At 71.4% G+C, this 23,202-nt stretch carries 20 protein-coding genes and 1 pseudogene; 8 read left to right on the top strand and 13 right to left on the bottom strand.

Going from position 1 to position 23,202, the window contains the following annotated elements; genetic code table 11:
• Positions 1-3 precede the first annotated feature (3 nt).
• Both ACFY2L_RS21500 and ACFY2L_RS21495 read right to left on the bottom strand, forming a co-directional pair.
• Positions 4-531 carry a DUF2617 family protein gene (locus ACFY2L_RS21500; RefSeq protein WP_390659246.1) on the bottom strand — a complete coding sequence of 176 codons (528 nt, stop codon included), beginning with the start codon at positions 529-531 and terminating at the stop codon, positions 4-6.
• Between the two features lie 458 nt (positions 532-989).
• Complete coding sequence (locus ACFY2L_RS21495) at positions 990-1,409, bottom strand: hypothetical protein (RefSeq protein WP_390659245.1); 420 nt, start codon at positions 1,407-1,409, stop codon at positions 990-992.
• 140 nt (positions 1,410-1,549) lie between these two features.
• On the opposite strand from ACFY2L_RS21495, the gene ACFY2L_RS21490 reads away from it, so the two are divergent.
• Positions 1,550-2,746 carry a pyridoxal phosphate-dependent aminotransferase gene (locus tag ACFY2L_RS21490; protein ID WP_390659244.1) on the top strand — a complete coding sequence of 399 codons (1,197 nt, stop codon included), beginning with the start codon at positions 1,550-1,552 and terminating at the stop codon, positions 2,744-2,746.
• Between the two features lie 101 nt (positions 2,747-2,847).
• On the opposite strand, the gene ACFY2L_RS21485 is transcribed toward ACFY2L_RS21490, so the two are convergent.
• Together ACFY2L_RS21485 and clpB are read right to left on the bottom strand one after the other, a co-directional pair.
• On the bottom strand, positions 2,848-3,381 hold the full coding sequence (locus ACFY2L_RS21485; protein WP_390823077.1) for a YbjN domain-containing protein: 534 nt from the start codon (positions 3,379-3,381) through the stop codon (positions 2,848-2,850).
• Positions 3,382-3,520: 139 nt separating this feature from the next.
• On the bottom strand, positions 3,521-6,142 hold the full coding sequence (gene clpB / locus ACFY2L_RS21480; protein WP_390659242.1) for an ATP-dependent chaperone ClpB: 2,622 nt from the start codon (positions 6,140-6,142) through the stop codon (positions 3,521-3,523).
• A 145-nt stretch (positions 6,143-6,287) separates the two neighbouring features.
• On the opposite strand from clpB, the gene ACFY2L_RS21475 reads away from it, so the two are divergent.
• Complete coding sequence (locus tag ACFY2L_RS21475; protein WP_390659241.1) at positions 6,288-6,692, top strand: pyridoxamine 5'-phosphate oxidase family protein; 405 nt, start codon at positions 6,288-6,290, stop codon at positions 6,690-6,692.
• A 178-nt stretch (positions 6,693-6,870) separates the two neighbouring features.
• Here ACFY2L_RS21475 and ACFY2L_RS21470 read toward each other — a convergent pair whose 3' ends face one another.
• Together ACFY2L_RS21470 and ACFY2L_RS21465 are read right to left on the bottom strand one after the other, a co-directional pair.
• Positions 6,871-7,209, bottom strand: a complete 339-nt coding sequence (locus ACFY2L_RS21470; protein ID WP_390659240.1) for a hypothetical protein — start codon at positions 7,207-7,209, stop codon at positions 6,871-6,873.
• 2 nt (positions 7,210-7,211) lie between these two features.
• Positions 7,212-7,418: a hypothetical protein gene (locus tag ACFY2L_RS21465; RefSeq protein WP_390659512.1), complete on the bottom strand. Its 207-nt coding sequence runs from the start codon at positions 7,416-7,418 to the stop codon at positions 7,212-7,214.
• A gap of 113 nt (positions 7,419-7,531) precedes the next feature.
• Here ACFY2L_RS21465 and ACFY2L_RS21460 point away from each other — a divergent pair, with 113 nt between their 5' ends.
• The 3 genes and pseudogenes from ACFY2L_RS21460 to ACFY2L_RS21450 all read left to right on the top strand — a co-directional run.
• On the top strand, positions 7,532-8,515 hold the full coding sequence (locus tag ACFY2L_RS21460) for a helix-turn-helix transcriptional regulator (protein WP_390659239.1): 984 nt from the start codon (positions 7,532-7,534) through the stop codon (positions 8,513-8,515).
• Between the two features lie 27 nt (positions 8,516-8,542).
• On the top strand, positions 8,543-9,574 hold the full coding sequence (locus ACFY2L_RS21455; RefSeq protein ID WP_390823075.1) for a LuxR C-terminal-related transcriptional regulator: 1,032 nt from the start codon (positions 8,543-8,545) through the stop codon (positions 9,572-9,574).
• A pseudogene (locus ACFY2L_RS21450) lies at positions 9,571-10,557 on the top strand (LuxR C-terminal-related transcriptional regulator); the annotation flags it as partial. The gene ACFY2L_RS21455 and the pseudogene ACFY2L_RS21450, both read left to right, overlap by 4 nt.
• Here the strand turns inward: ACFY2L_RS21450 and ACFY2L_RS21445 are convergent.
• A complete protein-coding gene (locus tag ACFY2L_RS21445; RefSeq protein WP_390823074.1) occupies positions 10,523-11,638 on the bottom strand; it encodes a LuxR C-terminal-related transcriptional regulator in 1,116 nt (371 codons plus the stop codon). The pseudogene ACFY2L_RS21450 and the gene ACFY2L_RS21445 sit on opposite strands and share 35 nt — an antisense overlap.
• Positions 11,639-11,928: 290 nt before the next feature.
• Between ACFY2L_RS21445 and ACFY2L_RS21440 the strand changes: the two genes are divergently transcribed.
• A complete protein-coding gene (locus ACFY2L_RS21440) occupies positions 11,929-12,330 on the top strand; it encodes a hypothetical protein (RefSeq protein WP_390823210.1) in 402 nt (133 codons plus the stop codon).
• 4 nt (positions 12,331-12,334) lie between these two features.
• On the opposite strand, the gene ACFY2L_RS21435 is transcribed toward ACFY2L_RS21440, so the two are convergent.
• A complete protein-coding gene (locus ACFY2L_RS21435) occupies positions 12,335-13,444 on the bottom strand; it encodes a substrate-binding domain-containing protein (RefSeq protein ID WP_390659236.1) in 1,110 nt (369 codons plus the stop codon).
• 319 nt (positions 13,445-13,763) lie between these two features.
• Between ACFY2L_RS21435 and ACFY2L_RS21430 the strand changes: the two genes are divergently transcribed.
• Together ACFY2L_RS21430 and ACFY2L_RS21425 are read left to right on the top strand one after the other, a co-directional pair.
• A complete protein-coding gene (locus ACFY2L_RS21430) occupies positions 13,764-15,467 on the top strand; it encodes a fibronectin type III domain-containing protein (protein ID WP_390823073.1) in 1,704 nt (567 codons plus the stop codon).
• A 173-nt stretch (positions 15,468-15,640) separates the two neighbouring features.
• Positions 15,641-17,617: a PA14 domain-containing protein gene (locus ACFY2L_RS21425; RefSeq protein WP_390823072.1), complete on the top strand. Its 1,977-nt coding sequence runs from the start codon at positions 15,641-15,643 to the stop codon at positions 17,615-17,617.
• A 64-nt stretch (positions 17,618-17,681) separates the two neighbouring features.
• Here the strand turns inward: ACFY2L_RS21425 and ACFY2L_RS21420 are convergent, their stop codons facing one another.
• The 5 genes from ACFY2L_RS21420 to ACFY2L_RS21400 all read right to left on the bottom strand — a co-directional run bounded on the left by ACFY2L_RS21420 (position 17,682) and on the right by ACFY2L_RS21400 (position 23,180).
• Positions 17,682-18,128, bottom strand: coding sequence for a heat shock protein transcriptional repressor HspR (locus ACFY2L_RS21420; RefSeq protein WP_390659233.1), 447 nt, complete (start codon positions 18,126-18,128; stop codon positions 17,682-17,684).
• Between the two features lie 5 nt (positions 18,129-18,133).
• A complete protein-coding gene (gene dnaJ / locus ACFY2L_RS21415; protein ID WP_390659232.1) occupies positions 18,134-19,306 on the bottom strand; it encodes a molecular chaperone DnaJ in 1,173 nt (390 codons plus the stop codon).
• 33 nt (positions 19,307-19,339) lie between these two features.
• Complete coding sequence (gene grpE / locus ACFY2L_RS21410; RefSeq protein WP_390659231.1) at positions 19,340-20,008, bottom strand: nucleotide exchange factor GrpE; 669 nt, start codon at positions 20,006-20,008, stop codon at positions 19,340-19,342.
• Complete coding sequence (gene dnaK / locus ACFY2L_RS21405; protein WP_390659230.1) at positions 20,005-21,843, bottom strand: molecular chaperone DnaK; 1,839 nt, start codon at positions 21,841-21,843, stop codon at positions 20,005-20,007. The genes grpE and dnaK overlap by 4 nt, the downstream gene beginning before the upstream one ends.
• Before the next feature lie 95 nt (positions 21,844-21,938).
• Complete coding sequence (locus tag ACFY2L_RS21400) at positions 21,939-23,180, bottom strand: MraY family glycosyltransferase (RefSeq protein ID WP_390823071.1); 1,242 nt, start codon at positions 23,178-23,180, stop codon at positions 21,939-21,941.
• Positions 23,181-23,202: the final 22 nt, after the last annotated feature.

Raw genomic sequence — 23,202 nt, 5'->3', positions numbered from 1 at the left:
CCCTCACGCGCCCGGCCTGTTCGCGCGCGCACGGACGGCCACCCTCGTCCGTGTCGCCACCAACTGCCCGTCCTGCGGGTAGGCGTGCCAGGTGCGCCAGTGGACGTGGTCCTCGTGCCGCTGGGCGAGGAGCGCGGTGAACGCGTGCGGGCTGCCCGGGAAGACGCCCGCGAGACCGTGCGGATGGTCGGTGACGAGGGCGAGCAGTTCCTGGGCGCGGCCCGCGAACTGACCGGGCGTCAGCACCTCGACGCGCGCCGCGAACTCGTACTCCCATTCACCCACCCGCTTGGCGACGCCCAGCGGCAACGGGGTGCTGCTGCCGGGGAGACACGCCACCGTCTCCGAACAACGGCCCTGCTCCCCCTCCAGCAACACCTGGTGCGAGGCGCCCAGCAGTCGCAACTGGAGCTTCGCGCCGGACAGTTCGAGGTCGAGGGTGGCGAGGGCGGGCAGCGGTTCCCGCCCCAGGGCCCAGGCGAGGTCGGCGGCACGCGTGTCGGTGTAGGAGGTGTTCAGGGTCGTGAGCATGGATCGGCTCCGCGGAGACGCAAGGAGGGAGGGAAAATGGCGCACCCCGGTGGACCCGGTAGACACCGGGAGATCGGCCCCGGCCGGCCCGGTCCGGAAGGGGCGTCCGCGCGGGACGTCCGTAGGGGTCCGAGGGGCTGCGTTGGTGCTCTAGAGGGAATCATGAACTGCGGCGACGCCACAGCGTTTTTACCCAACTTCGTGGGGTTTCCATCCCTCGGGGGGCTCCACAGATCAACTGTTCAACCGGACGCGCGACAAACGACCTGATCGTGCGCCAACGCGCCCCACATGAACGGCGCGAACGCGGGTACACGAGGCGGCCGCACCGGCGCGGTACGCCGCCCGCCGTGCGGGTACGGCCGCCGGTCACATGGTGCGACCGCGGGGCGCCCTGGTCGGGGGCGGACCCCGCGGTCCGGATGCGGCTCCCCCTCGGGGAGCTCAGCTGCCCCGTGTCAGCTGCCTCCGCCGCATCCGCCGCCTCCTCCCCCGCAGGACGAGCCGCCACCGCAGGACGACGAGGAGCTGCCGCAGGACGACGAGCTGCCGCAGGAGTGACCACCCGAGTGGCCGCCGGAGTCACCCGAATGGTGGCCGGAGTGACCGGAATGACCGGAGTGGCCGGAGGACGATCCGCCGTCCCCGCCGAAGACCCACCAGCTCGCCGCCGCCGCGTCGGCCGTACCGCTGGAGCTGCCGCTGCCCGTGTACGTGCGGCTGCTCCCGTGGCTGCCGGACCGGCCGCCCGCGGACCCGCCGCCGTACGACCGCACCGGAGCGCCGTACACGTGCCGCCGGCTCCTCCTCCGGGCCCTGGTGACGAGAACCGCCACGAACAGCACTGCGACCCCCGTCAGGATGATGCCGAGAACCATGGCCCCACCCTCCTTCCGAATCCCCCGAAGCGGCCCCCCGTGGGCGCCTCGCGTGGTGCGTGGGCGTTGCGTGAACGGGGGATGCCCGCCCGCCTCACCGGCCAAAGCACACTTGAGGAACTCCAGAGCTTCGGCGCAGGATGACCGGCATGACCTCCAGTGCGCGCCCGTTCCTGAACCGTCGTCTCGCCGAGTTCGGGACGACGATCTTCGCCGAGATGTCCGCCCTGGCGGTGCGGACCGGGGCCATCAATCTCGGGCAGGGCTTCCCGGACACGGACGGCCCGGAGGAGATCCGCGAGGCGGCCGTGCGGGCGCTGCGGGACGGCCGCGGCAACCAGTACCCGCCGGGCCCGGGCGTCCCCGAGCTGCGCGCGGCGATCGCCGCGCACCAGGCCCGCCGCTACGGCCTGGCCGTCGACCCCGACACCGAGGTGCTGGTCACCGCCGGCGCCACGGAGGCCATCGCGGCCGCCCTGCTGGCCCTGCTGGAGCCCGGCGACGAGGTGGTGGCCCTGGAGCCGTACTACGACTCCTACGCCGCCTGCATCGCCATGGCGGGCGCCACGCGCGTGCCGGTCACCCTGCGCCCGGACCCGGAGCAGGCCCGTTTCCGCCTCGACCTGGACGAACTGCGTGCCGCGGTGACCGACCGGACCCGTCTGCTGCTGGTCAACACCCCGCACAACCCGACCGGCACCGTCCTCACCCGCGAGGAGCTGACCGCGATCGCCGCACTGGCCGTGGAGCGGGACCTGCTGGTGGTGACGGACGAGGTGTACGAGCACCTGGTGTTCGACGGGGCCGAGCACGTGCCGCTGGCGACCCTGCCGGGGATGCGGGAGCGCACGGTGACGATCGGCTCGGCGGGCAAGACGTTCTCGTTCACCGGCTGGAAGGTCGGCTGGGTCACGGCCGCGCCCGGCCTGGTCACGGCGGTGCGCTCGGCGAAGCAGTACCTGACGTACGTGTCGTCGGGGCCGTTCCAGTACGCGGTCGCGGAGGCGCTCTCCCTCCCCGACACGTACTTCGACGCCTTCCGCGCGGACATGCTGGCCAAGCGGGACCTGCTGGCGGCGGGCCTCGCGGAGGCGGGCTTCGCCGTCTTCCGTCCGGCCGGCACCTACTTCGTCACCACCGACGTCCGGCCCCTCGGCGAGAGCGACGGCTTCGCCTTCTGCCGCTCCCTGCCCGAGCGCGCGGGCGTGGTCGCCATCCCCAACGCCGTCTTCTACGACCACCGCGAGGCGGGCGCGCCGTTCGTGCGGTTCGCGTTCTGCAAGCGGGCGAGCGTGCTGGAGGAGGCGGTGACGCGGCTGAAGGCGCTGGCGGGCTGAACCAGGCCCCCGGGGAGCCCGGTGGCCCGGCCGACGCGGCGGGGCGCCCGTCCACAGGGTGTGGACGGGCGCCCCGCTGACGAACAGGCCGGTCGTACGGCCTACTCGTCGCCCTCTTCGGGCGTGTCCTCCGCTTCGTTGACCTCCTGCTCGAGGCCCAGCTGTTCCACCAGCCACTTGTCGAACTCGATGGCCGCGCGCACCCAGCTCACCGTCGAGGAGACGAACAGCTCGATGTTCACCCCGGCGCCGATCAGCAGCTGCGCCTCGCCGATGAGGCGGACGGTGCCGTCGTCGTGGGTGTGCGTGTAGACCTTGGGCCACAGGGTGCGCCGGTTCCAGTCGTCGATCGCCTCCAGCAGCTGCTGCTTGTCGTCGATCTTGTGGGGCCGGTCGTAGAACGTCCGCACCGAGTAGACCGCCTGGTCCGCCTCGCCGCGGAACATGAAGTACGTACGGAATTCCTCCCACGGCGCCGCGAGGTCACCCTCGTCGTCGACGACGTACTTCAGCTCCATCTGGTCGAGGAGCTGCTTCACCAGATCCTGATCCGGAACGACGGGGCCGGCCGGTCCCTGGGGCTGCGGCTCGGGCTGGCCCCCGAAGTTCGGAATCGAGGACGGGTCGATGCTCACCGTGATTTTCCCTTCGTACGGATCCCGCCATCCTCCCCCATGCGGGGAGGGGGGTGGCAAGCCCCGCCCTCCAGGGTTCACCTCCGGTTGGCGTAATTCCGCTCAGGGCGAGCGGCCGCCCCGGCCGCCCGCCCCGCGGCTACAGCGTCTTGCCGCTGGCGGGGCCCACGATCAGGCCGTCGCCGAAGGCGTCCACACGGACCGTGTCGCCGTCCTTGACCTCGCCGGCCAGGATCTCCTTGGCGAGGCGGTCGCCGATGGCCGTCTGGACCAGGCGGCGCAGCGGGCGGGCGCCGTACGCCGGGTCGTTGCCCTCGTGGGCGAGCCAGGCCAGGGCCGCGTCGGTGACCTCCAGGCTGAGGCGGCGGTCGGCCAGGCGCCGCGCGAGGCGGTCGATCTGGAGCCGCGCGATCCGGCCGAGCTCGTCCTTGCTGAGCGCCGAGAAGACGACCAGGTCGTCGAGCCGGTTGAGGAACTCCGGCTTGAAGGACGCCCGGACCACCTCCAGGACCTGCTCCTTCTTCTCCGCCTCGGTGGCGACCGGGTCGACCAGGAACTGGCTGCCCAGGTTCGACGTCAGGACCAGGATCGTGTTGCGGAAGTCGACCGTGCGGCCCTGGCCGTCGGTGAGCCGTCCGTCGTCCAGGACCTGGAGGAGCACGTCGAAGACCTCGGGGTGCGCCTTCTCCACCTCGTCGAGCAGCACGACGCTGTACGGGCGCCTGCGGACCGCCTCGGTGAGCTGGCCGCCCTCCTCGTAGCCGACGTAGCCGGGGGGCGCGCCGACGAGCCGGGCCACGCTGTGCTTCTCGCCGTACTCCGACATGTCGATGCGGACCATCGCCCGCTCGTCGTCGAAGAGGAAGTCGGCGAGGGCCTTGGCCAGCTCGGTCTTGCCGACACCGGTCGGGCCGAGGAAGAGGAAGGAGCCGGTCGGGCGGTCGGGGTCGGCGATGCCCGCGCGGGAGCGCCGTACGGCGTCGGAGACGGCCTGCACCGCCTCGGCCTGGCCGATGAGGCGGCGCCCGATCTCCTCCTCCATCCGCAGCAGCTTCTGCGTCTCGCCCTCCAGGAGGCGGCCGGCCGGGATGCCGGTCCAGGAGGCGACGACGTCGGCGATGTCGTCCGAGCCGACCTCCTCCTTGACCATGGTGCCCTTGGCGCCCCCGCCGGAGGCGGTGGATGTCAACGCCTCCTCGGCCTCGGAGGCGGCCTCCAGGTCGCGCTCCAGGGACGGGATCTCGCCGTACAGCAGCTTGCTGGCGGTGTCGAAGTCGCCGTCGCGCTGGGCGCGCTCGGCCTGGCCGCGCAGGTCGTCGAGCTTCTCCTTCAGCTCGCCGACCCGGTTGAGGGACTGCTTCTCCTTCTCCCAGCGGGCGGTGAGACCGCGCAGCTCCTCCTCCCGGTCGGCGAGGTCGCGGCGCAGCTTCTCCAGGCGATCGCGCGAGGCGGCGTCCGTCTCCTTGCTGAGGGCCAGCTCCTCCATCTTCAGCCGGTCCACGGACCGCTGGAGCTCGTCGATCTCCACGGGCGAGGAGTCGATCTCCATACGGAGCCGGGAGGCGGCCTCGTCGACGAGGTCGATGGCCTTGTCCGGCAGGAAGCGGGAGGTGATGTACCGGTCGGACAGGGTCGCGGCGGCCACCAGGGCGCTGTCCGCGATCTGCACCTTGTGGTGGGCCTCGTAGCGGCCCTTGAGACCGCGCAGGATCGCGATGGTGTCCTCGACGGTCGGCTCCGCCACCAGCACCTGCTGGAAGCGGCGCTCCAGGGCCGGGTCCTTCTCGATCCGCTCCCGGTACTCGTCGAGCGTGGTGGCGCCGACCATGCGCAGCTCACCGCGGGCCAGCATGGGCTTGAGCATGTTGCCGGCGTCCATGGCGGAGTCGCCGCCGGCGCCGGCGCCGACGACCGTGTGCAGCTCGTCGATGAAGGTGATGATCTGCCCGTCGGAGTCCTTGATCTCGGCGAGGACGGTCTTCAGCCGCTCCTCGAACTCGCCCCGGTACTTGGCGCCGGCGACCATCGCGCCCAGGTCGAGCGCGACGAGCCGCTTGTCCTTGAGGGACTCGGGCACGTCGCCCTTCACGATCCGCTGGGCGAGCCCCTCGACGACGGCGGTCTTGCCGACGCCGGGCTCACCGATGAGGACGGGGTTGTTCTTCGTACGGCGGGACAGGACCTGCACGACGCGGCGGATCTCCGTGTCGCGCCCGATGACCGGGTCGAGCTTGCCCTCGCGCGCGGCGGCGGTGAAGTCGGTGCCGAACTTCTCCAGGGCCTTGTACTGCCCCTCGGGGTCGGCGGTGGTCACCCGGCGTCCGCCGCGCGCCTTCTGGAAGGCGTCCTGCAGCTTCTTCGCGGTGGCCCCCTGTCCGGCGAGCACCTCGCCGGCCGCTCCGCCCTTGGCGGCGACGCCGATGAGGAGGTGCTCGGTGGAGAGGTACTCGTCGCCGAGGTCACGCGCGCGTTCCTGCGCGTCGGCGATGACGGTGAGCAGCTCGCGGTTGGGCTGCGGGGGCGCGACCGTGGACCCGGTCACGCTGGGCAGACCCGCGAGCACCTTCTCGGCGCCCGCGCGCACGGCGGCCTGGTCGGCGTCGACGGCCGCGAGCAGGTCGACGATGTTCTCGTTCTCCTGGCCCTGGAGCAGCGCGAGCAGCAGATGGGCAGGGGTGAGGTCGGGGTGGCCTGCGGCCACGGCCCGGTTACTGGCCGCGTTGATCGCGTCCCGGCTCCGGTTGGTCAGCTCGGCGTCCACGTTCGCTGTCTCCTCCTTGCGTCAGCCGTCTCCCGTGTCTGACTCAGTCAGCGTACACAAAGTTGAGTCTATTCCGCTCAAGGTACGCCCGGTACCCGGGAGGCGGTGTCCGAGAGGAGGCCGGGAGCCGCTAGATTCCGGACCTATGACCACCAACCCCCAGGAACTCGACCCCGAGTACCTCGCCTTCTGGCGCGAACGCCACCTGTGCACGCTCACGACACCCCGCCCGGACGGCAGCCCGCACGTCGTGCCCGTCGGAGTGACATACGACCCGGAGCGGCGGCTCGCTCGGGTCATCGCGGACAAGGCGAGCACGAAGGTGCGCAACATCCTGGCGGCGGGCCCGGAGGGCGCCCGGGTCGCGGTCTGCCAGGTGGACGGCCGCCGCTGGGCCACACTGGAGGGCCGGGCGCACGTCCGCACGGAGCCGGAGCGGGTCGCGGAGGCGGAACGGCGCTACGCGCAGCGGTACGGCAGGACCCCGCGGGTGAACCCGACGCGGGTGGTCGTCGAGATCGAGGTCGGGCGGGCGATGGGCCGCGGCTGACCGGAAAAAGGGCGGCGCGCCCGCCCACCCGCTCACCGGCGTTTTCCAGCCACCGCGCAAGCGCTCCGATACCGGGAAATGTCCCCAGAAACTGCAGCGGCGTCACCGTGTTCAGGTCACGGTGACGCCGCTGCGGGGGGAAGCACCTGAGGCGATCTGTTACGACGGGGGAATCGCGTCAGGCACTGCGGGGGGTGGCTGAGATGGTTCGCGGGGCGGCCTGGGGTGCCGGCTCCGCCAACTGATGGTCACGCTGGTCCAGGTTCACGAAGATCATTCCGTACCGGATCGCGCACCGTACGGGCTGCGGCGCCCCCCGAGGCCGCCGCAGGCACCGGTAGGCCCGCACGTCGTCCTCATCGTCCCGGGTGACGACCACCGGTTCTCCGAACACGGTCACCATCAACGAGTCACCGCTGTGGGGGATGGCGGTGACCAGGTCGATGAAGTGCCAGCCGGAGCGGTAGGCGGTGGCCATCTCGCGGCGGAAGGAGCGGTCGTCGGGAGGTGTCGTCATGGTCAGGCCCACACACTGTCGTCAGTGCCGACGGGAGTGTCGCCGTCGGCCACGACGGACGGCGGCGTGATCGCCCACACACTGTCCGCCCGCAGGTCACCCTTCGCGTCCGAGAGGCCACTCAGCGATCCGAAGGCCACAACGGCGGAGAAGGCGGCGACAAGCACCGAGCGAAGCATTCTCTTACCCATAGTCGGCTTCGTCCTCACTTGAAGGTCCCCTCTTCCCCCGTCGACTAAGACGATGGCTCATTCGGGCACGTCATGGCCACACGATCGGTGCATCATGTTCCTGCACGTTCAGGACCCTGGGGGGTGGAGATTTGGCAACGAATCGGACTAAAGCGAAACATCCCCATGCCGTGACCGCGCTCTGCGAGGAGGGTAGCCGTCTGTATGTGGATGCTCTGCGGACGGGACGTATAGCTCGTGCGGACGTCGAGGCCGCCCCCTGCCTGATGGAGTTCGCCCTTTTGCATCCCGATCCGGACGACGCGAACTGGCTGCGCCCGGTTCCCCCCGCGGTCGCCCTGGCGCAGCGCCTCAACCCGCTCGAGCGCGAGATCACCGAGCGCCGCCGCGCCTCCATCGAACTGGCCGACGCCTTCGAGCCGTTCATGGCGCTGAGCGCCCAGGTCACGGCGTCCACGCACTCCATCACCGTGCTGGAGGGACTCGACCGGATCAACGCGGCGCTGGACCTGGCCACGTCCCAGTGCCAGAACGAGATGCTGACGGTCCAGCCGAGCGGCCACCGCCCCGAACGCAGACTCATCGAGGGCCTGGAGCGGGACCGGCCGCTGATCGAACGCGGCGTCAGAATCCGTACGCTGTACCAGCACACGGCCCGGTACAGCCCCGAAAAACTCGCCTATGTCGACCAGTTCGCCGACGGCAAGGTCGAATACCGGACCATCGACGAACTGGTGGAGCGGCTCATCATCTGCGACGAGGCGGTCGCGTTCATCCCCATCAGCGACGACCGGCAGGTCGCCCTGGAACTGCGCCACCCGGGCCTCGTCGGCTACCTCATCAAGGTGTTCGAGTTCATGTGGGGCCGCGCGGTCCCGCTGCGCGCCGGCGTCCCCTACGAGACCGACCCGGACGGCATCACCGACATCCAGCACTCCATCGCCAAACTCCTCGTCGAGGGCCATGTCGACGAGGCCATCGCCCGCCGCCTGGGCATGAACGTGCGCACCTGCCGGGCCCACATCGCCAAGCTGGCCACCGCCCTGGGCAGCGGCAGCCGGGCCCAGCTCGGCTACCTCATAGCCCAGTCCGGAATCCTGGACCGGGACCAGTGAGGTGACGAGCGACCGAAGAGGACGCCGGTGACGAGCGAGGCGCACGGACACGACGACGCGGAACCGCCCCCCGCCCCCCATGTGCGGCACGGCGTGGAGGAGCTGTGCCCCGAGGGCGCGCGGCTGTACGAACTCGCCCTGACCGAGGGCCGCGTCACCGCCCGCGAGGCCGAACAGGCCCGCTGCCTCCTCGAGTTCGGCCTGCTGCACCCCGCTCTGGAGGACCCCGGGCTCCTCGAACCGGTCGCCCCCACCGTCGCCCTCCACCGCCACCTGGTGACGACACAGGAGCGCATCGCGCGCGAACGGCGGCGCGAGGCCCGGCTGGTGGACACCTTCGACGCCTTCCTGCGCCTCGGCGATCGGGCACCCGGGTTCGCGCACACCCCGGCCATCAGCCTCCTCGACGGGCAGGGCCCGATCAACCTGGCCCTCACCCAGGCGATCGCGGAAGCCCGCGAGGAACTCCTCGCCATCCAGCCGCGCCGCGAACAGCGCGGCGGCCGGCCCAGCTCCCACGACCAGGCCATGGCCCGTGACCAGGCCTTCCTGGACCGCGGCGGCCGCATCCGCACCCTCTACCACCACACCACGCGCCACGACCCGAGCGTCCTGGCCCGTTACGAGCAGCTCCGCGGCGACGCCCAGGCCCGCACCCTCGACGAGGTCACCGACCGTCTCATCGTCATCGACCGCACGGTCGCCTTCCTCCCCGCCAACAAGGAGCGCACCCTCGCCCTGGAGGTGCGTCACCCCGCGCTGATCGAGTACTTCGCCACCACCTTCGAACGCCTCTGGCACCTCGCCACCCCCATGCACCCCGAGGCCGTCCGCCAGCCCACCCTGAACGGCGTGACACCCCGTCAACGGGCCATCGCCACCCTCCTCGTGGAGGGCCTCACCGACGCCGTGATCGCCGACCGGCTCGGCATGAACATCCGCACCGCCCGCGTCCACATCGCCAAACTCGCCGCCACCCTCGGCAGCGAGAGCCGCGCCCAGCTCGGCTACCTCATCGCACGCTCAGGAATCCTCGACCAGGAAAGGGACCCGCCGTGAACGCGCCGCCGCACCCCCACCACGGGGTGGCAGAACTCTGCGCCGAGGGCACACTGCTCTACGAACGTGCCCTGCGCGAGGGCCACCTCGCGGCCGCCGACGCCGGTCCCGCCCCCTGTCTGCTCGAACTCGGCCTCCTCCACCCGGCCGTCGACGACCTGGACCGGCTCGAGCCCGTCGCCCCCGCCGTCGCCCTGCACCGCCAGCTGAACACCACCGCGGCCCGGATCGCCGACGAACGGCGCCGCGAGGAGCGGCTGACCGCGCTCTTCGAACCCCTCATGCGCCTCACCGGCAGCCGCACCGCCCCCCGGGAGTCCGCCGCCCTGCGCGTCCTCAGCGGCACCGAACGGATCAACCAGGCCATCACCGAAGCCATGGACGAGATGCGCCGGGAACTGCTGTGCATCCAGCCCCGGAGCGGCCTCGACGGCGAACGCGCCGCCACCGCCGAGGCGATCGCCCTCCAGCGCGACCAGGCGGTGCTCGACCGGGGCTGCCGTATCCGCACGCTCTACCAGCACACCACCCGGCACATCCAGAGCATCATCGGCCACTACGAGCAGCTGAACGGCGACGCCGAGGCCCGCGGCCTGGACGAGGTCACCGACCGCCTCATCATCGTCGACCGCACGGTCGCCTTCCTCCCCGCCGACGAGGACGGCTCCCTCGCCCTCGAAGTCCGCCACCCGGCCCTGGTCACCTATCTGGCCACCGCCTTCGACCGCTTCTGGCGGCTGGCCACCCCCATGTACCCCGAGGCCGTCCAACGGCCCTCCCTCAACGGCGTCACCCCCCGTCAGCGGGCCATCGCCACCCTCCTCGTCGAGGGCCACACCGACGCCGTGATCGCCGCGCGGCTCGGCATGAACATCCGCACCGCCCGCGTCCACATCGCCAAACTCGCCGCCACCCTCGGCAGCGAGAGCCGCGCCCAGCTCGGCTACCTCATCGGCCGGTCGGGGATCCTCGACCAGGAAGAGCACCCGGAACCGCCGCACCCGGCACAGCGGCACCGGGAAGCGGCCCCGGAGCAGGATCCGGCACCGCGCCCGGCACCGGCACGCTGAGCTCGCTCGCGTCCACCGGCCCGTCCAGCCCCACCTGGGCGATCCGCACCCCCAGCTGGGTGCGGCTCGCCGCGCCCAGCGTCTCCGACAGCCGGGCGATGTGGGCGCGGCAGGTGCGGACGCTGATGCCGAGCCGCTCGGCGATCACCGCGTCCTGGTGGCCCTCCGCCAGCAGCGCGGCGATGGACTGCTCACGATGGGAGATGCCCTCGATGCGCGGGTCGGGGAGCGGGGCGGTGAGCGGGATGCCGAGCCGCCACAGCCGCTCGAAGACCGTGACCAGGTAGGCGATCAGCGCGGGGTGGCGCAGCTCCAGCGCCATCGTGCGGTCGGTGTTCGCCGGGATGAAGGCCACCGTGCGGTCGAAGAGGATCAGCCGGTCGATGACCTCGTCCAGGGTGCGCGCCTCCACCGCGTCGCCCATCAGCTCCAGGTAGTTCAGCAGGCCCTGGCCGTGCCGCGCCACATGGTTGTACAGGTCGCGCATCCGCACGCCCCGGCCGCGCAGCTCCAGCGCCCGGTGCAGGCCCTCCGACAGTTCGTGCTCGCGCCGGATGCCGCCCGGCTGCACCGTCAGGACCTCGGTCGTGCACGCCTCGGTCGCCTGGTCCAGGGCCGCCTGGATACGGGAGGCGCCGTCCAGGACCCGGATCGCCGCGCCCTCCCCGGCCGGCCCGCCCGGTGCGGGTCCGCCCAGCCCGGCGTACCACTCGAAGGCGGCGACCGCCGAGCCCATCCGCCGCTCGCTCGCGCTCACCTCGTCGTGGAGGCCGCGCAGCAGCCGGGTCATGACCTCCTGCGGGGAGGTCGGCACCAGCCAGTCCATGTCGTCGGGGTCGGGGTGCAGCAGGGCCAGCTCCAGCAGGCACGGAACCGGCTCGGCGTCACGGCGCGGCACACGCCCCCGCCGTACGGCCCGGGAATACACGCGATCCCCGGCCTCGCACAGTCGGTCAGCACCGTGAGGATGCTCCTCCGTCCCGTGCCCGGCCATCGCCCATCCCACCCCCGCTTGACGCCCCTCTTGTCGCCGCTCCGCAGCGCAACTATGCGCGGGTCGGACCGGCTCCGCAACACGGCTCCCCCGGCCAGGGCAGCGGAAAACCACTCATATAACCGGGTTTCTCCCGGCCTCCGCCCCCCGCACTGCAACAAGCTGATGGTGGTGCGCGTGCGAAGAGGCAGGCATGGTTGATTCCACTTCCCCCCGGGTGCTCCGCACCCGGGACGGTCCGGCCGGGCGACGGGGGAGTTCGGCCGGACCCGGGAACTCACCCGAAGGGCGTGTGCGCTCCCGGAAACCGCCGGGACGCCTTCGCGGGCGAGGAGCGGCCCTGGCCGATGGACCTCGTGCCCACGATCCTCGACGCCGTCGAGTGGGAGCTCGTACAACGCGGCGTCGCGCAGAGAGTCAGGGCCCTGGAGGCCTGCCTCGTGCTGAGGGCGAGGAAGGCCGCGGAGGGCCTGGACCCGCACGAGACGGCGGTGGCCGGCTCCTCCCTGGTCGCCGACCGGGTGTCCTGCCTGCCCGGCGCCACCGGCGTGAACACCCCGGCCACCGAGACCAGGGAGCGGGGCGCCGGGGTCTGCCAGGACATCGGCCACGTCACCCCGCACAAGGGCGTCTACCGGGGCGTGGCCGGCGGCCCGCCGGAGGTGACGGCCGAGTTCACCCGGGTGGCGTGAGGGTCTACTTCAGGCCGATGGTGTTGCAGGCCTGCTTGTAGGCGGCGGTGCAGATGTCGGACACCTTGTAGATGCCGTCCGCGACGACGGTCTTCTTGATGTTGCTCCGGGTCAGCGCGACCACGGTCACCAGCTTGGCCGGGATGTCCTTGTTCGTGGGGCTGTCGATCTTGTCGCGGGTGAGGGCCTCGAACTGCAGCTCGCGGCCCTGGACCTTGGCGACGGCGGCCTCCGCGGCGGCCTCTGCCTCGCCCGCGTACGGCTTGTAGACGGTCATGTACTGCTCGCCGCTGACGATCCGCTGCACGGCCGCCAGCTCGGCGTCCTGGCCGGTGATGGGGGGCAGGTCGCTGTCGCTGACGCCCGCGGCCTCGAAGGCCTTGATGATGCCGCCGGCCATGGCGTCGTTGGCGGAGTAGACGGCGGCGATGTTGCTCTTGCCGATCTTCTGGATCGCCTGGGTCATGTGGGCCTGGGCGATCTCCGGCTTCCAGCCGTCGGTGTCGTAGGTCGCGGCGATCGTCACCCGGCCGCTGAGCTCGTTCATCGCCCCCTGCTTGAACTGGGCGGCGTTCGGGTCGGTGGGCGAGCCGTTGATCATGACGATTTCGTCGGCGGTGTCGGCGGTGCCGAGCGCCTCGGTGATGGAACGGCCCTGCACCTCGCCGACGAGTTCGTTGTCGAAGGAGACGTAGGCGTCGATCGGTCCCTCGGCGAGACGGTCGTAGGCGATGACCGGGATGCCCGCCTCCTTGGCCTTCTTCACCATGGACGCGATCTTGTGGGAGTCCACCGCGTCGAGCAGGATGCAGTCGACCTTCTGGTCGATCATCTTCTGCATCTGGGTGTTCTGCTTCGTCACGCTGTTCTCGGCGTTGGCGTACTCGGTCTTGCCCTTGCCGTTCGTCAGGGAGGCGACCTTCGCCTTGATGATCGGGTAGTCGAACTCCGCGTACCGGGTGTTCGTCGCCTCCGGCATCAGCACACCGATGGTGATGTCGTCGGTCCGGGTCGGTGTCGCGTCGCTGCTGCCCTCCGAGGCCCCCAGCATCCCGCATCCCGCGAGCGAGAGGGACATCGTGGAGGCGACCACGGCTATGGCGATACGACGCATGGAGGGGCTCACTTCAGGTGCGTTCGGTGCGATCCGGACATGGGTGCTTCATGCTGACCCAGGTGTCTGAAAAGACAACGCGGCGGCGGCCGCCCCAGTCAAGCAAAACTACTTAACGAAGTAGCAACATCACCCTCCGCTCAGCGGGTGAAGACGCATGGAGACGGAGCGAAGAGGGTACGGAACACTCTTTACGGGCTCTCCTCAAAGCCGGCGTCACGAACGGGCAAAGAGCCCTACAACCACCACCGGTCCTCGCGAGTCGTGATCACGACGGGCTTTTGTCGAACGCGTCCGCCCTTCCCGACCAGAGGATCGAATGAAGCCAGCCAGACTCGCGACGGTCGTCGTGCTCGCCACGACCGGCGGTCTCCTCACCGCCGCCACCGCCGCGCCCGCCTCGGCCGCGACGAACTGCACCTCCCCGGTGTACAAGCGTCAATTCTTCGCGAACACCACCTTTTCGGGCACCCCGAAGAAGACGGACTGCGACGCGACGATCAGCGAGAGCTGGGGCACGAAGGCCCCCGCCTCCGGTCTGCCCACGAACGCCTTCGGCGTCCGCTGGACGGTGACACGGGACTTCGGCTCCGGCGGCCCCTTCACCTTCGCGGTGTCGGCCCAGGACGGCGTCCGCGTCTACCTCGACGACGTCCGCAGGATCGACGTCTGGAAGAACGTCTCCTCGACCGTCTCCAGGACCCTCGACCTCACGATCCCCAAGGGCAGTCACACCCTCCGCGTGGACTACGTGAACTGGACCGGCGGCGCCAACGTCAAGTTCACCTACGCGCCCCGCACCTCGGCGACGGTCGACAGGACCGGACCGCTCACGCCGACGGGCCTCGCGGTCGCCTACGACCCCACGACCGGTCAGGCCAGGCTCGGCTGGGCGAAGAACAAGGAGATGGACCTCGCCGGCTACCGGGTCTACCGGCGCCCCGCCGACGGCTCCACCTGGACCCGGCTGGTCTCCACCGCCTCCACCGCGTACACCGACACCACGCTCCCGGTGAACGGCGCGGCCTACCTCTACGAACTGCGCGCCTACGACACGGCCGGGAACGAGTCGGCGGGCACCGCCGCCAGGACCGTCACCACGGTCGACCGGACCGCGCCCGCCGCGCCCGTCCAGCGTCCCACCGCGAGCGAACCGGAAGGGCTCCGGGTCGCCTGGGGCGAGGTCGCGGGGGCCACGTCGTACCGCGTGTACCGGGCGGCGAGCCCGAGCGGCGCCTACACCCGGATCGGCACCACCGACCGAACCTCGTACCTGGACTCCACCGCCGTGCAGGGCACCAGCCACTACTACCGCGTCACCGCACTGGACGCGGCGGGCAACGAGTCCGCGCAGTCCGGCGCCGTGGTCGGCACGCTCCGGGACGTCACCCCGCCGTCCGCCGTCACCGGGGTGACGGTCACTCCCACCGCGTACGGCTTCGAGGTGCGCTGGGACCCCAACCCGACCGCGGACCTGGAGAGTTACACCGTCCGCCGCGGTGTGCTCTGGGGCGACGAGGGGGACGAACAGGTCTGCTCCCTGTACCCGGGCTACTCCGTGCCCGCCGGCACCACCTCCTACGCCTACACCACCCTCCCCGACGGCGAGGAGACCTGCTTCATCGTCGACGCCCTCGACCACGCCACGAACTCGTCGTTCGCATCGACCGGCGAGGCACAGATCGTCGTCGCCACCGAGCTCGACATGACGCCCGGCGTGGCCACGCCCGAGGGGTCGCCGCTGGGGCTCACGGCCGAGGCGGCCGAGGGCGACGAGGGCAACCGGCTGACCTGGCACGGGCTCGCCGACTCGGCTCCGGAACAGGCCGGCGGCTACCGCGTCCACCGCTGGAACCCGCAGACCTCCGCCTACGAGACGATCGCCGAGCTCCCCAGCGGGGCCCTGGAGTACTTCGACACCGGCGTGCCGCGCGGGACCACCTCCTTCTACTGGGTCACGGCGGTGGCCGAGGACGGTTCCGAGTCCCTGCCGGCGGACGACTGGACGGTCACCGCGCCGTAGCGGACGGCGGCGGGCCCCTCAGCCCCCGCCGGGCCCGTCAGCCCCCGCCCCGGCCGGTCGTTCAGCGGCGGCCCGCTGATTCACAGGAAGACCCGCACAAACCCGCGCCGCCCCCACCGGTCGTGATCGTCGTCAGACCTTTCCCGGCCGACGACATCACGACCGAGGAGCTCATGATCCCCACCAGACGCACCACCGCGGCCGCCGCGACCGCGGTGGTGCTCGCCTCCGTCGGCGGCCTGCTCACAGCCGTCGCCGTGCCCGCCTCCGCCGCCACCACCTGCACCTCCCCCGGGTACAAGCGGCAGCTCTTCGCGAACACCACGTTCAAGGGCACCCCGAAGAAGACCGACTGCGACAGCGCGATCGACCAGAGCTGGAGCGGCGCCCCCGCCTCCGGCCTCCCGAAGGACGGCTTCGGCGTCCGCTGGACCGTCACCCGCGACTTCGGCTCCGGCGGCCCCTTCACCCTCACCGCCTCCGGCACGGACGGCGTCCGTGTCCACCTGGACGGCATCCGGAAGATCAACCTGTGGTCCGACACGACGGGTTCACGCTCGAAGAGCCTGAACGTGACGATGCCCGGGGGCAGGCACACCCTGCGCGTCGACTACGTCAACTGGACCGGCGCCGCCAAGGTGAAGGTCGGCTACGCCCCCCGCACCGACGCGACCGTGGACAAGGTCGAGCCGCTCGCCCCGGCCGGCTTCGCCGCCACCTACACCGACGCCACCCAGCAGGCGAAACTGAGCTGGCGGAAGAACGCCGAGATGGACCTGGCGAGATACCGGGTCTACCGGCGGGTGGCCGGCACGACCGGCTGGCAGATCCTGAGCAGCCCGGGGACCACCGTCACCTCGTACACGGACACTCCGCCCGCCACCGGGGAGACGTACGAGTACCTGCTCCGGGCGTTCGACAAGGCCGGCAACCACTCGGCCGACACCGCGACCGCCTCCGTGACCAGCCTCGCCGTCACCACGCCGACCGGCTTCACCGTGACCGGCACGGACACCGGGATCGCCGTGGGCTGGGACGCGGTGCCCGGGGCGGTCAGCTACCGGGTGGCCCGCTACTCCGGCGACCCCGGCAAGAGCTGGCAGACCACCGCCACCTCGTTGAACGACACCGGGGTGACCCGCTCCACCAGGAACACGTACCACGTCGCCGCGGTCGACGCGAGCGGCCGGGTCACCGCCTACACCGCGGCGAGGACCGCCCGCCGTCTGGTGGCCGCCCCCACGATCGGCCAGGCGTTCCCGCGGGCCAGCGCGGTCACCGTGACCTGGGACGCCGACTGGAAGTCCGGCGGCTCCTACACGGGCTTCCGCGTCTACCGCGCCGAGGGCACGAGCACCGACTGGACCGAGGTGACCGACCGGTGCGGGTGGTACGAGCGCGAACTCGCCGACGGCAGCGACCAGTTGCTGTGCACCGACTGGTCGGCGGTCGCCCGCACCGCCTATCGGTACACGGTCAGCGGCTTCGACAGCAGCGGCGACGAAGGCCTGCGCAGCGGCGAGGTGACGGCCACCGCCGGCACCGACGGTCAGGCGCCCGCGGCTCCGGCGACCGTGACCGCCGCCGCCGAGGACTGGGGCACCACCGTGAGCTGGTCGCAGGTGGCCGACGCCGACCTGTACCGGTACACCGTGTGGCGCGGCACGACCGTCGACGGCGCCTGCACGGACACCGAGAAGCTCGGCTACACGGCCGTGACCGCGACCACTTACCAGGACGTCGACGTCGCGGACGGTGAGAACCTCTGCTACGTCGTCCGGCCGGTCGACTTCGCCGAGAACGTCGGCGCCGGCACCACGGCCGACGTCACGGAGCACGATCTGCGGCCCACGGTGGAGACCCCCGCAGGGGCCACGCACGCCGCCTCCGCGCCGCTCTCCAGCTCCGGCAGTGTGCAGGTGAGCGGCTGGTCGCCCGCGGGCACGGAGGAGTACGAGCGGTTCCGAGCCGCCCGCTGGAACCCGCTGACCGCCACCTTCGACGCCCTTCCGGACTCGGACCACGAGCCGCTCCACGACGAGAACGCCCCGACCGGAACATCCCTGTGGTACCAGGTCGTCGGGGTGCGCGAGGACGGCACGACCTCCCTGCCGGTCCTGGTGAGCGTGGCCGTACCGCCGTCCTCCTGACGGTACGACGAGGGGCCCGGGGGATCAGGTGATCCTCCGGGCCCCTTCACGCGTGTGCCGTCGGTCAGTCCTTCGGCTTCTTCGGCCGCCACACCACCAGCGCGCTGGTCTGCTGGACCTCCTGGTACGGGACCAGGTCCCGGCGGTAGGAGGCGTGGACCGCCGCCTCGCGCTGCTGCATCGCCGCCGCCGCGCCCTCCAGGGCGTCCTGGAGCTCCGCGACCCTGGACTGGAGGGCGGCGACCTGGTTCTCCAGTTCGATGATGCGCTTGATGCCGGCCAGGTTGATGCCCTCGTCCTGCGACAACTGCTGGACGGTGCGCAGCAGTTCGATGTCGCGGGCCGAGTAGCGGCGGCCCCGGCCGGCGGTGCGGTCGGGGGAGACCAGGCCCAGGCGGTCGTACTGGCGCAGCGTCTGCGGATGCAGGCCGGAGAGCTGGGCCGCCACCGAGATGACGTAGACCGGGGTCTCCTCGGTCAGCTCATACGGATTACGCCGACGGCCGTCCATCACTCTCAAGCTCCCTTCGCGGCCTCGAACAGCTCAGCCCGCGGGTCCTCGCCCGCGGTCGCCTCGCGATACGCCTCGAGCGCGTCACGAGCCTTCCCCGTCACGTCCTTCGGGACACTCACCTCGACGGTGACCAGCAGGTCGCCGCGGGTGCCGTCCTTGCGGACCGCGCCCTTGCCCCGCGCCCGCATGGTGCGGCCGTTGGGGGTGCCGGGCGGCAGCTTCAGGGTCAGGGACGGGCCCCCGAGGGTGGGGACCCTGATCTCGCCGCCCAGGGCCGCCTCGGCGAACGTCACGGGCACCGTCACCGTCAGGTTGTCGTCCTTGCGGCCGAAGACCGGGTGGCTCCCGACGTGGACGACGACGTAGAGGTCGCCCGCGGGGCCGCCGCGCTCGCCCGGGGCGCCCTTGCCGCGCAGCCGGATGCGCTGCCCGTCCGTCACCCCGGCGGGGATGCGGACCTGCATGGTCCTGGACGACTTGGCGCGGCCGCTGCCCTTGCACTCCAGGCAGGGGTGCTCGGCGATCAGTCCGCGTCCCTTGCAGTCCGGGCAGGGGTCGGTGAGGGAGAAGCCTCCGCCCGAACCCCGCGCGACCTGGCCGGTGCCGACACAGGTCGGGCACACGCGCGGCGTGCCGTTCTTGTCGCCGGTGCCGGAGCACGCCTTGCACGGGGACTGCGAGGACATGCGCAGCGGGACCGTCGCGCCCTCGATCGCCTCCGTGAAGGTCAGGGTGACCTCGGTGTCGATGTCCTGGCCGCGCCGGGGCTGGGTACGGGAGGTACCCGTGCCGCCGCGGTTGAACAGGCCCCCGAAGACGTCCCCGATGCCGCCGCCGAAGCCGCCCGGGCTTCCGCCCTGGGCGCCGCCGCCGAAGAGGTCGCCCAGGTCGAAGTTGAAGGAGCCGCCGGCGCCCGGCCCGGGGCGGAAGCCGCCGTTGCCGAAGAGGGCGCGTGCTTCGTCGTACTCCTTGCGCTTCTTGGGGTCGCCGAGGACGTCGTTCGCCTCGGAGATCTCCTTGAAGCGCTCCTCCGCCTTGGCGTTGCCCTTGTTGGCGTCCGGGTGGAACTCGCGGGCGAGCTTCCGGTACGCCTTCTTGATCTCGGCCTCGGTGGCGTCCTTGGGGACGCCGAGGACCTTGTAGAAGTCCTTCTCGATGAAGTCCTTGGTGCTCATCCTCGACGTCCCTCCTCTCTCATCGGTTCAAGCTCAGCCCTCGTCCGGGCCACCGCTCTCCTTGTCGTCCGCCGTCTCGGCCGGGGCCGCGTCCGAGGACTCGGCCTTCACCGTCTGGGCCCCGGGCTGGGGCTCGGCGACGGCCACCCGCGCGGGGCGGATGGTGCGCTCGCCGATCCGGTACCCGGGCTGCAGAATCGCCACGCACGTCGTCTCGGTGACGTCGGGCGCGTACGAGTGCATCAGGGCCTCGTGGATCGTCGGGTCGAAGGGCTCGCCCTCCTTGCCGAACTGCTGCAGACCCATCTTGGCCGCCACGGTCTCCAGCGACTCGGCGACGGACTTGAAGCCGCCGACGAGCTCGCCGTGCTCGCGGGCGCGGCCGATGTCGTCGAGCACGGGCAGGAGTTCGGTCAGGAGGTTCGCGATGGCGATCTCCTTGACCGCGATCCGGTCGCGCTCGACCCGGCGGCGGTAGTTCTGGTACTCGGCCTGGAGGCGCTGGAGATCCGCGGTGCGCTCGCCGAGGGCGGTGCGCACCTGGTCCAGCTGGGCCACCAGACCCGCTGTCTGGTTCGCGTCCCCGGCCGGGGCCGCCCCCTCCCCCGAGGAGGGGGAGGCGGCCTTCGGCTCGGCGTCGTCAGGGGTGGCGCCGGAGGGGACGTCGGGCTTCTCCTCGAAGCCCGGGGTCTCCTCCGTCACGCGGCACCGTCCTTGCGCTCGTCGTCCACGATCTCGGCGTCCACGACGTCGTCGTCGGCCTTCGGGGCGTCACCCGCGCCGCCGGCGGTGGCCTGCGCGGACTGGGCGTCGGCGTACATGGCCTGGCCGAGCTTCTGCGAGACGGCCGCGACCTTCTCGGTGGCGGTACGGATCTCGGCGGTGTCCTCGCCCTTGAGCTTCTCCTTCAGCTCGGCGACGGCGGACTCGACCTCGGTCTTGATCTCGCCGGGGACCTTGTCCTCGTTGTCCTTGAGGAACTTCTCGGTCTGGTAGACGAGCTGCTCGCCCTGGTTGCGGGCCTCGGCGGCCTCGCGGCGGCGGTGGTCCTCGTCCGCGTACTGCTCGGCCTCCTGGCGCATGCGGTCGACCTCGTCCTTCGGCAGCGAGGAGCCGCCGGTGACGGTCATCTTCTGCTCCTTGCCCGTGCCGAGGTCCTTCGCGGTCACGTGCATGATGCCGTTGGCGTCGATGTCGAAGGAGACCTCGATCTGCGGGACGCCACGCGGGGCCGGCGGCAGACCGGTCAGCTCGAACATGCCGAGCTTCTTGTTGTACGCCGCGATCTCGCGCTCGCCCTGGTAGACCTGGATCTGCACCGACGGCTGGTTGTCCTCGGCCGTCGTGAAGATCTCGGACCGCTTGGTCGGGATCGTGGTGTTGCGCTCGATGAGCTTGGTCATGATGCCGCCCTTGGTCTCGATGCCGAGGGACAGCGGGGTCACGTCGAGGAGCAGGACGTCCTTGACCTCACCCTTGAGGACACCGGCCTGGAGCGAGGCGCCGATGGCGACGACCTCGTCCGGGTTCACACCCTTGTTGGCGTCCTTGCCGCCGGTCAGCTCCTTGACGAGCTCGGCGACGGCGGGCATACGGGTCGAACCGCCGACGAGAACGACGTGGTCGATCTCGGAGAGGTTGATGCCGGCGTCCTTGATGACGTTGTGGAACGGCGTCTTGCAGCGCTCCAGAAGGTCCGCGGTCAGCTGCTGGAACTGGGCGCGGGTGAGCTTCTCGTCCAGGTGCAGCGGGCCCTCGGCGGACGCCGTGATGTACGGCAGGTTGATCGAGGTCTCGGTGGACGAGGACAGCTCGATCTTCGCCTTCTCGGCGGCCTCGCGCAGGCGCTGGAGCGCCATCTTGTCCTTGGAGAGGTCCACGCCGTGGCCGGCCTGGAACTGCTTCACCAGGTAGTCGACGACGCGCTGGTCCCAGTCGTCACCACCGAGGTGGTTGTCACCGTTGGTGGCCTTCACCTCGACGACGCCGTCACCGATCTCCAGCAGGGACACGTCGAAGGTGCCGCCACCGAGGTCGAAGACGAGGATCGTCTGGTCGTCCTTGTCGAGGCCGTAGGCGAGCGCGGCCGCGGTGGGCTCGTTGACGATGCGAAGGACGTTCAGACCGGCGATCTCGCCGGCCTCCTTCGTCGCCTGGCGCTCGGAGTCGTTGAAGTAGGCGGGGACGGTGATGACCGCGTCGGTCACCTTCTCGCCCAGGTAGGCCTCGGCGTCCCGCTTCAGCTTCTGCAGGATGAACGCGGAGATCTGCTGCGGGTTGAAGTCCTTCCCGTCCAGCCCGATCTTCCAGTCGGTGCCCATGTGGCGCTTGACGGAACGGATGGTCCGGTCCACGTTCGTGACCGCCTGGCGCTTGGCGACCTCGCCGACCAGCACCTCGCCGTTCTTGGCGAAGGCGACGACGGACGGCGTGGTCCTGGCACCCTCGGCGTTGGTGATGACGGTGGGCTCGCCGCCCTCCAGAACGCTGACGACGGAGTTAGTCGTGCCCAGGTCGATGCCGACCGCACGTGCCATGGTGATCTTCCTCCAGCTGACTTGAGTGGAACGGACTCAAGTGTGCACGAGCCCCGCCGCTGGGTCAACAGACCTGAGCCAGGGGGACTCAACTCTTATCCGTTCCTTACACGCAAGGAGCCGTTGACCTGGGAAGACGCATCCCGGCCGACTGGACGATCACCCGATTCAGGGGGCCCGTCCTCGGACTCGGGTTGACGCCGGGGGCCGTACACCGCCGCCCCGCCGGCCACCTGGCGGCCACCCTGCCGACGACCGGGGCGGGCGTCCGGACGGGCATCGGGACGGGCGTCGGGACGGCCGGCCGGACGGGCGTCGCGGCGGCCGGCACGCGCGGGTGCGGCACCGTGCGCGGCACGCGCGCGTGGCGGGCCGTACACCGGCACCCGCAGCAGTCCGAGGACGACGACCAGCACCGCGCCCGCCGCCCACCATCCCGCCTGCGCGCCCACCCGGCCGGCCTGGGCGAGCGTCCCGACGAGTACCCCGGAGAAGGCGGCCACACCGGCCAGCACCGCCACCCCCTGCGGGGTGAGCCCGAGCCGTCGCAGCCGGTGCGCGAGGTGGTCGGGGCCGCCGCGCAGCAGCGGCCGCCCGGCCAGTCGCCGCGCCACGGCGACGAGGACGGCGTCGGCGACCACCACCGCCGTGAGGGCGAACAGGACGCCCGCCCCCTCGGCCGCGTCGCTGCCCGCGCGCACGGTGACCGCGACGGCGGCCAGCAGGAAACCGGCGAAGAGCGAGCCGCACGCGCCGAGCGCGACGCGCGCGGGGGGCCAGTTGTGCATCAGGAAGCCGGTCAGCGCGGCGGCGAGGACGCTCAGCAGCACGGCCGGCCCGTCCATCACCTCCACGGCGGCACACCCGGCCGCCCCGAACGCCGTGACGACACCGACCGTGCCCGCCACCCCGTCCGCGTGGTCGAGGGACCGGAACGCCAGCGCCACGAAGGTGATCCACCCGACGGCGGCCACCCCGGCCACCGCCCCGGTGTCCCCGTACGGCACGACGAAGGCGGCCGCCACCGCGGTACCGAGGACCAGCAGCCGGGAGGTGAGCCGCCACAGGTCCGCCACCAGCCCGAGCCCCGCGACGGCGCCCGCCGCGACGAGCAGCGTGCCGGCGTCCTCGCCGAGCGGGGCGATGCCCCACCAGTTCCCGGCGACCGCGACGAGGCAGGTGACGAGGACGACGGCGAGCCCCCCGGACAGCGGCACCCGCCGCTGTCGCTGCCGCCGTTCGACCAGCCCCAGACGCAGGGCGGGCACCCGCAGCAGGGCGGCGAGAACGGCGGTGAGGAGAAGGGCGGTGGCGGCGGAGGCGATCCCGTAGAGCACGGATATAAATTAGTCACAAATG

Source organism: Streptomyces sp. NPDC001381, assembly GCF_042895685.1.
GTDB lineage: Bacteria > Actinomycetota > Actinomycetes > Streptomycetales > Streptomycetaceae > Streptomyces.
Note: the sequence above shows the minus strand (reverse complement) of the source record. Positions and strands in the feature narration are given on the sequence as shown.

Excerpts from the sequence above, each read along its gene's own strand:
- ACFY2L_RS21500 (WP_390659246.1), bottom strand. The coding sequence starts at position 531 with ATGCTCACGACCCTGAACACCTCCTACACCGACACGCGTGCCGCCGAC.
- ACFY2L_RS21495 (WP_390659245.1), bottom strand. The coding sequence starts at position 1,409 with ATGGTTCTCGGCATCATCCTGACGGGGGTCGCAGTGCTGTTCGTGGCG.
- ACFY2L_RS21490 (WP_390659244.1), top strand. The coding sequence starts at position 1,550 with ATGACCGGCATGACCTCCAGTGCGCGCCCGTTCCTGAACCGTCGTCTC.
- ACFY2L_RS21475 (WP_390659241.1), top strand. The coding sequence starts at position 6,288 with ATGACCACCAACCCCCAGGAACTCGACCCCGAGTACCTCGCCTTCTGG.
- ACFY2L_RS21470 (WP_390659240.1), bottom strand. The coding sequence starts at position 7,209 with ATGACGACACCTCCCGACGACCGCTCCTTCCGCCGCGAGATGGCCACC.
- ACFY2L_RS21445 (WP_390823074.1), bottom strand. The coding sequence starts at position 11,638 with ATGGCCGGGCACGGGACGGAGGAGCATCCTCACGGTGCTGACCGACTG.
- ACFY2L_RS21435 (WP_390659236.1), bottom strand. The coding sequence starts at position 13,444 with ATGCGTCGTATCGCCATAGCCGTGGTCGCCTCCACGATGTCCCTCTCG.
- ACFY2L_RS21430 (WP_390823073.1), top strand. The coding sequence starts at position 13,764 with ATGAAGCCAGCCAGACTCGCGACGGTCGTCGTGCTCGCCACGACCGGC.
- ACFY2L_RS21425 (WP_390823072.1), top strand. The coding sequence starts at position 15,641 with ATGATCCCCACCAGACGCACCACCGCGGCCGCCGCGACCGCGGTGGTG.
- ACFY2L_RS21420 (WP_390659233.1), bottom strand. The coding sequence starts at position 18,128 with ATGGACGGCCGTCGGCGTAATCCGTATGAGCTGACCGAGGAGACCCCG.
- dnaJ (WP_390659232.1), bottom strand. The coding sequence starts at position 19,306 with ATGAGCACCAAGGACTTCATCGAGAAGGACTTCTACAAGGTCCTCGGC.
- dnaK (WP_390659230.1), bottom strand. The coding sequence starts at position 21,843 with ATGGCACGTGCGGTCGGCATCGACCTGGGCACGACTAACTCCGTCGTC.